Source organism: Sphingobium salicis subsp. salicis, from assembly GCF_049472635.1.
In the GTDB taxonomy this organism is placed as follows: Bacteria; Pseudomonadota; Alphaproteobacteria; order Sphingomonadales; family Sphingomonadaceae; genus Sphingobium; species Sphingobium yanoikuyae_A.
This window is the reverse complement of the sequence record NZ_JAYRCS010000001.1, coordinates 1476418-1485000: the sequence shown is the minus strand read 5'-3', so window position 1 is coordinate 1485000 and position 8583 is coordinate 1476418. Positions and strand designations below refer to the sequence as shown.

Here is an 8583-nt window from a genome sequence, read left to right as displayed (position 1 = left end):
CTGCGCGCTGGCGAAACCCTGGCGGTCGATCGCGCGATCAGCCGCGAAGACGCCCTTGCCCTGTGGCTGTCCCCGGACCGCACGGTCCGCGTCGTCGAGGGGGATGGCGCCCTGCTCGGCATCTTCTACGTCCGCGCCAACCAACCCGGCGGTGGCAACCATGTCGCCAATGCCGGCTATGTAACGGCGGGCCATGCAACCGGACGTGGCGTTGCCCGGCGCATGTGCGCGGCCTCCTTCGATCTGGCCCGCGATCTGGGTTTCAGCGCGATGCAATATAATTTCGTGGTTTCCTCCAACAGCCGCGCAGTCGCGCTGTGGCAGGCGATGGGCTTTGCCATTGTCGGCCGCGCGCCCGATGCCTTTACCCATCCGACGCTGGGGCTGGTCGACACATTTGTGATGCATCGTTACCTTTGACGCGGCGCGTGCGCAGCGGCATAGGGCGCGCAATCGCGACCATCGCGCATAGGGGGTATCTGGTGTCAACTTCGCTGTCCGGGCCGGCCATGGCCCCTTCCCTTTTCCTGCCCGGTTGCGCGCGATGACCGCTCCCCTGTCGTCCTGGCTGGACAGCCGTTTCCAGATAGCCGCGCGCGGCAGCAATGTGCGCACGGAAATCATCGCCGGCATCACCACCTTCCTCACCATGGCCTATATCGTGCTGGTCAACCCGGCGATCCTGGGCGAGGCCGGCATGCCGCTGGTCGGCGTGGCCGCCGCGACCTGTTTCGCCGCCGCCTTCGCCAGCATTCTGATGGGGATGGTCGCGAACGTGCCGCTGGCACTGGCGCCGGGCATGGGCCTCAATGCCTATTTCACCTATTCGGTCGTGCTGGGCCTGGGCATTCCCTGGCCGGTCGCGCTCGGCTGCGTCTTCCTCTCGGGCGTCGCTTTCCTGGCGCTGACGCTGGCGGGCATCCGCCAGATGATCCTGGCTGCCATCCCGCCGCATCTGCTGGCGGCGGTTGCCGGGGGCATCGGCCTCTTCATCGCCTTCATCGGCCTGCGCAATGCCGGTATCGTCGTTTCCAACAGCGCCACCTCGGTGGCGCTTGGCGACCTTCGCTCCGCGCCGGTGCTGCTCACCCTGTTCGGCCTGACGCTGATCGCCGGCCTGTCGATCCGCCAGGTGCGCGGCGCGATCCTGATCGGCATCGTTGCTACCACCCTGCTCGGTTGGCTGGTTGGCGCGCTGCATTTCACGCCGACGCCCTATGAGGTATCGGCGCTGGGCAGTACGGCCTTCCATCTCGATCTTGGCGCGGTCTTCGCCGGCAGCCATGGCATCGGCGTGCTGGAGATCATCTTCGTTTTCCTGTTCGTCGACCTGTTCGACAATCTCGGCACGCTGATGGCGGTGACCAAGCGCGCCGGCCTCGCGCGCCCGGACGGCAGCGTGCCCAATCTCAACCGCATCCTGATCGCCGACGCGGCCGCCACCATGGTCGGCGCGACGGCGGGCACCAGCACCGTCACCTCCTATGTCGAAAGTGCAGCGGGCGTCGCCGCGGGCGGCCGTACCGGCCTCACCGCCATCGTCACCGGCCTCCTCTTCCTGCTCACCATCTTCGCCGCGCCCTATGCCGGCCTGGTGCCGCTCTATGCAACGGCGCCAGCGCTGATCCTGGTCGGCAGCCTGATGATGGCGCCGCTGGTGGAAGTCAGTTGGGAAGAGCCGTTCGAGGCTGTTCCCGCCTTCCTCACCCTCGCGCTCATCCCCCTCACCTTCTCGATCGCCAACGGCATCGCCTTCGGCATCGTTGCCCATGCGATCCTGAAGCTGCTGCGCGGTCAAATGCGCCGCGCCGACTGGCTGCTCTTCCTGCTCGCCATATTGATCGTCATCCGCTTTGCCTGGGTTGCCGCCGCATGAAGTTCCTCCTCGCCCTGGTCGGCCTGCTGACCGCTACCCCCGCCCTCGCCCAGAAGCTCGATGAGCGCCCCCGCACCGCGATCATGACCGCCTTCCCACCCGAACATGCCGCGCTCGTCGGCCGGATCGAGCAGCCGCGGACCGTCCGCGTGAACGGCGTGCCGGTGACGCTTGGCCAGATGGCCGGCAAGCCGGTGCTGCTGGTCGAAAGCGGCGTCAGCATGGTCAACGCCGCCATGACCACCCAGTGGCTGGTCGATCGCTTTGCGGTGAAGCGCATCCTCTTTTCCGGCATTGCGGGCGGCATCGATCCCTCGCTGCATATCGGCGATGTCGTGGTCGCCGCCGACTGGGGCCAGTTCATGGAAAGCACGATCGCGCGCGAGGCGCCGGGCGGCTATGCGCCGATCTTCCGCACGCCAGGCAACGACCTGCCCAATTATGGCATGATCTTCCCGCGCGATGTCGAGGTCGGCAATGAAGCCGAAGCCAAGAGCTGGCACCGCGCCTTCCCGGCCGATCCCGCTTTGCTCGCCATCGCCCGCGCCCTGTCATCCTCGGAAAGCCTGGCCCGCTGCGCCGATGCGGCCGCTGCAAAATGCCTGCCGCACCAGCCCAGCCTGCATGTCGGCGGGCGCGGCATCAGCGGCCCCGCCTTCATGGACAATGCCGCCTATCGCCAATATCTGTTCGCGACGTTCCAGGCGCAGGTGCTGGACATGGAAAGCGCAGCGGTGGCGCAGGTGGCTTATGCCAACCGCGTGCCCTTCCTCGCCTTCCGTAGCCTCTCGGATCTCGCCGGCGGCGATGCGGAGCAGAACCAGATGAGCGTGTTCATGGCGCTCGCCTCGGCCAATTCGGCCCGCGTCGTGCAGGATTTCGTGGCGCGACTGCCCGATTAGAGCGTTTTCTAATCAGGTAGAATCACCTGATGACTCGGAAAACGCGTTAAACCAAAAACTTAGAGCAACCGATCTGACGCAGTCGGATCGGAATTTGCTCTAACGATCGCGCTTGAGGAAGCGGGCGAGGCCGGAGTCGGACAGGCGGACATCCACCTGCATCTCCGCTTCGCTCGGCCGCGTTGCCAGTACCTCGCCATGCTCGTGCAACCAGGCGAGGGCAGCGCCATCGGCGATCGGCAGACGCAGGCTGTGAACCCGTGCGCCACGGGTCAGCCGGCTGCTGATCGCCCGCTGCAGCCCCTCGACACCCTCGCCGGTCAAGGCCGAGATGATGACGACATCATCATGCCGCGCCGCAATCTCGCGCGCCTGCGTGGCACTCTCTGTGTCGAGCAGGTCCAGCTTGTTCCACGCCTCGATGATCGGCGGCGGATCGGCCTCGCCATCGCCGCGTTCCAGCGCCCCTTCGCCGGCGACGCCCAGTTCGCTCAGCACGTCCAGCACGTCGTCGCGCTGCGCCTCGGTATCGGGATGGGCGATGTCGCGGACATGGACGATGATATCGGCCGACAGCACTTCCTCCAGCGTCGCGCGGAAGGCCGCGATCAACTGGGTCGGCAGGTCGGAGACGAACCCCACCGTGTCGGACAGGATCGCTTTGTCCAGCCCCGGCAGCACGATCTGCCGCATCGTCGGGTCGAGCGTGGCGAACAGCAGATCCTCGGCCATCACCTCGGCGCCGGTCAGGCGGTTGAACAGCGTCGACTTGCCGGCATTGGTATAGCCGACAAGGGCAATCACCGGCCAAGGCGCGCGCTGGCGCCGGGCGCGATGCAGGCCGCGCGTCTTGGTCACCTGATCCAGTTCGCGCCGGATCTTGGCCATGCGATCGCGGATCATGCGCCGGTCCGCCTCGATCTGGGTTTCGCCCGGACCGCCGAGGAAGCCGAAGCCGCCGCGCTGGCGCTCAAGATGGGTCCAGCTGCGCACCAGGCGGCCGGCCTGATAGTCGAGATGGGCGAGTTCGACCTGCAGCCGCCCTTCATTGGTGGCCGCGCGCTCGCCGAAAATCTCCAGGATCAGTCCGGTCCGGTCGATCACCTTGGCGCCGGTCCCCTTTTCCAGATTGCTCTGCTGCACCGGGGTCAGCGCATTGTCGACGATGACCAGTTCGGCTTCTTCCTGGTTCACCAGCGTGGCGATCTGGTCGACCTGGCCGCTGCCGAACAGGGTGGCGGGCTTGCGGTCGCGGACGCGGAAGCTCTGGGCGGCGCGCACATCGATGCCGATCGCAAGCGCCAGGCCACGGGCCTCCTCCAGCCGGGCATCGCTGTCGCGGCGGTCGCCGCCATGGGTTTCGGCATGCACGACGACGGCACGCGCACCGCGCGCCACTTCGTCCTCGGAGTCGCGATTGAATATGGCCATGTCAGCTTAGAGCATCTGGCCGCGCTCCGGTCTACCCGCGCGGATCGGCGGGAAGACCGGATGCGGCGTGGACGATCAGTCGTCCTGCTCATTCTCGCCCGACAGGTCGAGCGAATGGAGCGGTTGCACGGTCGAAATGGCGTGCTTGTAGACCAACTGCACCATGCCGTCGCGTTCGAGCAGCATGCAGAACAGGTCGAAGGCGGCGATCTCGCCTTGCAGCATCACGCCGTTGACCAGGAACATGGTCACCGGGCTGCCCGACTTGCGCACGGCGCTCAGGAAGATTTCCTGCAGCAGGCGCGGCTTGCCATTGCCGTCGCTGGCCTTGCGCAGATCGGTCAGGTCCATCGTCTGGGCCGGCATGACCGTCGAAATGGCATGCTTGTAGACCAGCTGCGACTGACCATCCCGGCGCAGCAGCACGGAAAAATTGTCGAACCAGGTGATGATGCCCTGCAGCTTCACGCCCTTGACCAGGAACATGGTCACCGGGGTCTTCGATTTGCGCAGGCTGTTGAGGAAAATATCCTGAAGGTTGTTCACTTTGTCGGCCATGGTTTTTGCCAGTCCTTTATTGGCGGGACGTTACCCGCTCTCGCACCTCTGGGCGGAGGTGTCTTGCCTGCCCCCGCTTGTCGAGGGCAAAGCAATCCTACCGCAATTGCGAAGGGGCGTCCATGCCTGACATCGCCATCGGGAATTTCCCTAGCGTCAGCCGTCCTTTCCGTCGGTAATGCCCAGCAATTTCAGTTTGCGGTGCAGCGCAGACCGTTCCATGCCGATGAAGGTCGCGGTGCGCGAGATATTGCCCGAAAAACGCCGGATCTGGATACGCAGATATTCCCGTTCGAAACTTTCACGCGCCTCGCGCAGCGGCGCGCCCATGATGGCGGACTGGCCGATGCCATCACCGCCGCCACCGCTCGTCAGTTCAGCCGGCAGCATGTCCAGTTCAATCCGGCCGATCCGGTCGCCCGGCGCCAGGATCATCGTCCGCTCGATCACGTTGCGCAGCTGACGGACATTGCCCGGCCACTCATTGGCCTGCAGCGCGGCCATGGCATCGCTGGCGATCTCGGGCGGATTGACCCGACGATCGGCGGCGAAGCGCGCCAGATAATGCTCGACCAGCGGCGGAATATCGTCGCGCCGCTCGGACAGCGACGGGATCTGCAACGGCACCACATTGAGCCGATAGAAGAGATCCTCGCGGAAGCGCCGCTCCTCGATCTCCGCCGTCAGGTTGCGCGCGGTCGAGGAAATGACGCGCACGTCGACCTTCACCTGCCGCTGCCCGCCGACGCGGGTGAAGCTCTGGTCGGTCAGCACCCGCAATATCTTGCCTTGGGTGGTAACCGGCATGTCGGCGATCTCGTCCAGATAGAGCGTGCCACCATGCGCCTGTTCCAGATAGCCCGGACGCACCAGTCCACTGGGATCCTCGACGCCGAACAGTTCTTCCTCGACCCGATCAGGGTCCATCCGCGCCGCGGCGACGATGATGAAGGGCGCATCGGCCCGCCCGCTCCAGCTGTGCAGCATGCGGGCGGCGACTTCCTTGCCGACGCCGGCCGGCCCGGAAATCAGCACCCGGCTGCCGGTGCCTGCAACCTTCTTGATCGTCGCCCGCACGCCGTTAATCGATGCCGACGTGCCGGTCAGCTCATCATCCTGGCCAAAGCGCGCGCGCAGCGTCTGGTTCTCGCGCCGCAGCCGCTCGGTCTCGGTGGCGCGCGCCACCAGATGGAGCAGCCGGTCCGCCTCGAACGGCTTCTCGATGAAATCGGCCGCGCCCTTGCGGATCGCCGCCACCGCCGTGTCGATATTGCCATGACCGGAAATCATCAGAACCGGGACGGTCGCGTCGCGCCGCTTGATTTCGTCCAGCAGTTCCAGCCCGTCGAGCTTTGAACCCTGCAGCCAGACATCGAGCAGCACCAGCGAGGGGCGCCGGCTGTCCAGCGCCTCGATCGCGCTGTCGCTATTGGCGGCGGTGCGGGTCGTGAAACCCTCATCTTCCAGCACACCCGCAACCAGATCGCGAATGTCCTCTTCGTCGTCGACTATCAGAATATCAAGCGCCATTGGCCGTCACTTTTCCTTTGGGCAAGGCAACCACCTGCCCCTCTTCCAGTTTCTCCAGGGCCGCGACCGGGAAGCGCAGCGTCACCCGTGCCCCCCCGCCTTCCGCGTCATCGAAGCGGATTTCGCCCATATGTTCTTCGACAATCTTCTTGACGATGGCCAAGCCCAAACCCGTCCCCTTCGACCGGGTGGTCATATAGGGCTCCAGGATGCGTTCACGCTCGGGCGGCAGGCCGATGCCATCGTCGCGCACTTCGATTACCAGTGCGCCATCAGCCTCATGCAGGCGCATGCGCACATGGCCGCGCACCCCGCCATCCTCGGGCGCCGGCTTCGGCTCGATCGCCTCGACTGCATTCTTGACGATATTGGTCAGCGCCTGGCCAAGCTGGCGGCGATCGCACACCATTTCCATCTCCCCGGCATCCGCGTCGAAGGCGAAGCGAATGTCGGGATGGGCCACTTCGTGCAGGAACAGCGCGTGCCGGGCGATGTCGCCCAGCGCCTCGCGCCGGAACACTGGCTTGGGCATGCGCGCGAAAGAGGAAAATTCGTCGACGATGCGGCGCAAATCGCCCACCTGCCGCACGATCGTGCCGGTCAGCCGGGCGAAGGTCGGCTTGTCGCTCGTCACTTCCTCGCCATAGCGGCGCTGCAGGCGTTCAGCCGCCAGCTGGATCGGCGTCAGCGGATTCTTGATCTCATGCGCGATGCGGCGCGCCACATCCGACCAGGCCGCACGGCGCTGATCCGACAATTGCTGGGTGATGTCGTCGAAGGTCAGGATATGGCCTGACACGTCCTCGGACACCTTCACCGCCAGGGTCCGCAGGTCGCCTTGGGCGCGCACCTGGACGATGCCGGCATCCTCCTGCGACGCGACAAGTTCGGCCAGTTCGGCCGAAATCTCGGCCAGCGGCCGTCCGACCGGATCATCGCCTTCACGCACCAGGATCGCAGCGGCCGAGCTGTTCAGCAACTGGATCACGCCGCCGCGGTCCACCGACAGCACGCCGGCACTCACGCCCGACAGGATCGCCTCGATAAAGGCGCGCCGCTCATCAAGCTGGCTGTTGGCCGCGACCAGCGCACCGGTCTGCGCTTCCAGACGCTGGGTCATGCGGTTGAAGGCGGAGGCGAGCGTGCCGATTTCGTCCCGGCTTGCCGGACTGGTCACGCGTGCGGACAGGTCGCCCGCCGTGATCTTGCGGGCCGCTGTCACCAGTTCATTGACCGGTCGCACCATCCAGTCGGCGACCGCCAGCGCAATGTAGACGGCGATGCCGACCAGCAACAGCGATCCCACGAACAACAGCAGGTTGAACCGCAATTGCAGCGCGCGGGATTGGGCCGCGAACAGATCATAATCGCCCAGCACCTTCTGCGCCCGCTCCACATTGGAGAAGGACGAACTGCCGGCATTGCGCGTGGCATAGAGGTAGATTTTGGAATTGGGGTAAAGCAGCGTTACCGCTTCGATCTGGTTCGGCTTGGCGGCCACCACCACATCCTCGCCGGACGCCAGGCGCTTCACGACATCGGCGGACAGCATTTCAGACGCTGGCCGGCTCTCGGGATCGACCGTCGCAGCGGTCCGCGCCACGCCGTCCTTGCCAATCTCGATGATCGCCGACCGGTTCAGCTTTCGCGTCACCACCTGATAGATATAGCCCTCGGCAAAGCGCGGGCTGGAAACGCTCGACTGGCCCAGATAGTCGCGCAGATCGCTCGCCATGGTCAGCGTCTCGTCGCGGACCTCGCGCAAATTCTGCTCATAATAGCCACGCGCCAGATCGCTGGCATTTTGCAGCATGCCGCGCGCACTGTCCGAAAACCAGAATTGCACGCCATATTGGAACAGCAGCGACGCAAAGATCACGACCAGCAGCATCGGCACGCTGGCCACGACCGAGAAGATCGCCACCAGGCGGACGTGAAGCTGGCCATCGCTGCCGATCGCCGATTTTGCAGCCCGACGCTTGGCCACGCGGCGCCCCAGCAGCATCAGCAGCGCAATCGCCGGCACCAGATTGGCGACCAGCAACAGCGCCACGATCGGCGGGGTCAACAGGGTGTAGGACTGGTCCTGCCCGGACAACAGGCGATAGGTCAGGCCAGCGGTGCCGAGAAACAGGATGAGCGTGACCGCTTCGATCGCGGCGGCCAGGCGACCGTTGCGCAGGTAAGGCCGGATCAGCCTTGCCCAAGCCTGCCCCCGTCGGGGGATTGTCACCGCACCAGTCATAGTGGCTTCGTTACAACAATGCCGTGCCCGATCAAACACAG

General features: G+C 65.4%; 7 protein-coding genes (1 of these 7 only partly in view). 3 read left to right on the top strand and 4 right to left on the bottom strand.

Features of this window, described 5'->3' with window-relative positions; all coding sequences use genetic code 11:
• The 3 genes from VHN57_RS07070 to VHN57_RS07060 form a co-directional block, all read left to right on the top strand.
• Window positions 1-420, top strand: partial view of a GNAT family N-acetyltransferase gene (locus tag VHN57_RS07070; RefSeq protein WP_278988808.1) — the 3' portion only. It extends 84 nt beyond the left edge of the window; the window shows 420 of its 504 coding nt (coding positions 85-504); its start codon lies off the left edge, out of view; its stop codon occupies window positions 418-420.
• A 124-nt stretch (window positions 421-544) separates the two neighbouring features.
• Window positions 545-1876, top strand: a complete 1332-nt coding sequence (locus VHN57_RS07065) for an NCS2 family permease (protein ID WP_270093329.1) — start codon at window positions 545-547, stop codon at window positions 1874-1876.
• Window positions 1873-2778 carry a 5'-methylthioadenosine/S-adenosylhomocysteine nucleosidase gene (locus VHN57_RS07060; protein WP_159366302.1) on the top strand — a complete coding sequence of 302 codons (906 nt, stop codon included), beginning with the start codon at window positions 1873-1875 and terminating at the stop codon, window positions 2776-2778. The genes VHN57_RS07065 and VHN57_RS07060 overlap by 4 nt, the downstream gene beginning before the upstream one ends.
• Before the next feature lie 99 nt (window positions 2779-2877).
• Here VHN57_RS07060 and hflX read toward each other — a convergent pair whose 3' ends face one another.
• From hflX to VHN57_RS07040, 4 genes are all read right to left on the bottom strand, one after another.
• Window positions 2878-4209 (bottom strand): GTPase HflX, encoded by a 1332-nt coding sequence (gene hflX / locus VHN57_RS07055; RefSeq protein ID WP_278987611.1) that lies wholly within the window; start codon window positions 4207-4209, stop codon window positions 2878-2880.
• A gap of 75 nt (window positions 4210-4284) precedes the next feature.
• Window positions 4285-4767 carry an RNA chaperone Hfq gene (gene hfq / locus VHN57_RS07050; RefSeq protein WP_004212587.1) on the bottom strand — a complete coding sequence of 161 codons (483 nt, stop codon included), beginning with the start codon at window positions 4765-4767 and terminating at the stop codon, window positions 4285-4287.
• Between the two features lie 156 nt (window positions 4768-4923).
• Window positions 4924-6297, bottom strand: a complete 1374-nt coding sequence (ntrX, locus tag VHN57_RS07045; RefSeq protein WP_004212586.1) for a nitrogen assimilation response regulator NtrX — start codon at window positions 6295-6297, stop codon at window positions 4924-4926.
• Window positions 6287-8542 carry a HAMP domain-containing histidine kinase gene (locus VHN57_RS07040; protein WP_010339368.1) on the bottom strand — a complete coding sequence of 752 codons (2256 nt, stop codon included), beginning with the start codon at window positions 8540-8542 and terminating at the stop codon, window positions 6287-6289. Before VHN57_RS07040 ends, ntrX begins: the two co-directional genes overlap by 11 nt.
• Between the last annotated feature and the right edge of the window lie 41 nt (window positions 8543-8583).

Bases quoted from the DNA above. Each gene is read 5' to 3' on its own strand.
- VHN57_RS07065 (WP_270093329.1), top strand. From the start codon at position 545: ATGACCGCTCCCCTGTCGTCCTGGCTGGACAGCCGTTTCCAGATAGCC.
- VHN57_RS07060 (WP_159366302.1), top strand. From the start codon at position 1,873: ATGAAGTTCCTCCTCGCCCTGGTCGGCCTGCTGACCGCTACCCCCGCC.
- hflX (WP_278987611.1), bottom strand. From the start codon at position 4,209: ATGGCCATATTCAATCGCGACTCCGAGGACGAAGTGGCGCGCGGTGCG.
- hfq (WP_004212587.1), bottom strand. From the start codon at position 4,767: ATGGCCGACAAAGTGAACAACCTTCAGGATATTTTCCTCAACAGCCTG.
- ntrX (WP_004212586.1), bottom strand. From the start codon at position 6,297: ATGGCGCTTGATATTCTGATAGTCGACGACGAAGAGGACATTCGCGAT.
- VHN57_RS07040 (WP_010339368.1), bottom strand. From the start codon at position 8,542: ATGACTGGTGCGGTGACAATCCCCCGACGGGGGCAGGCTTGGGCAAGG.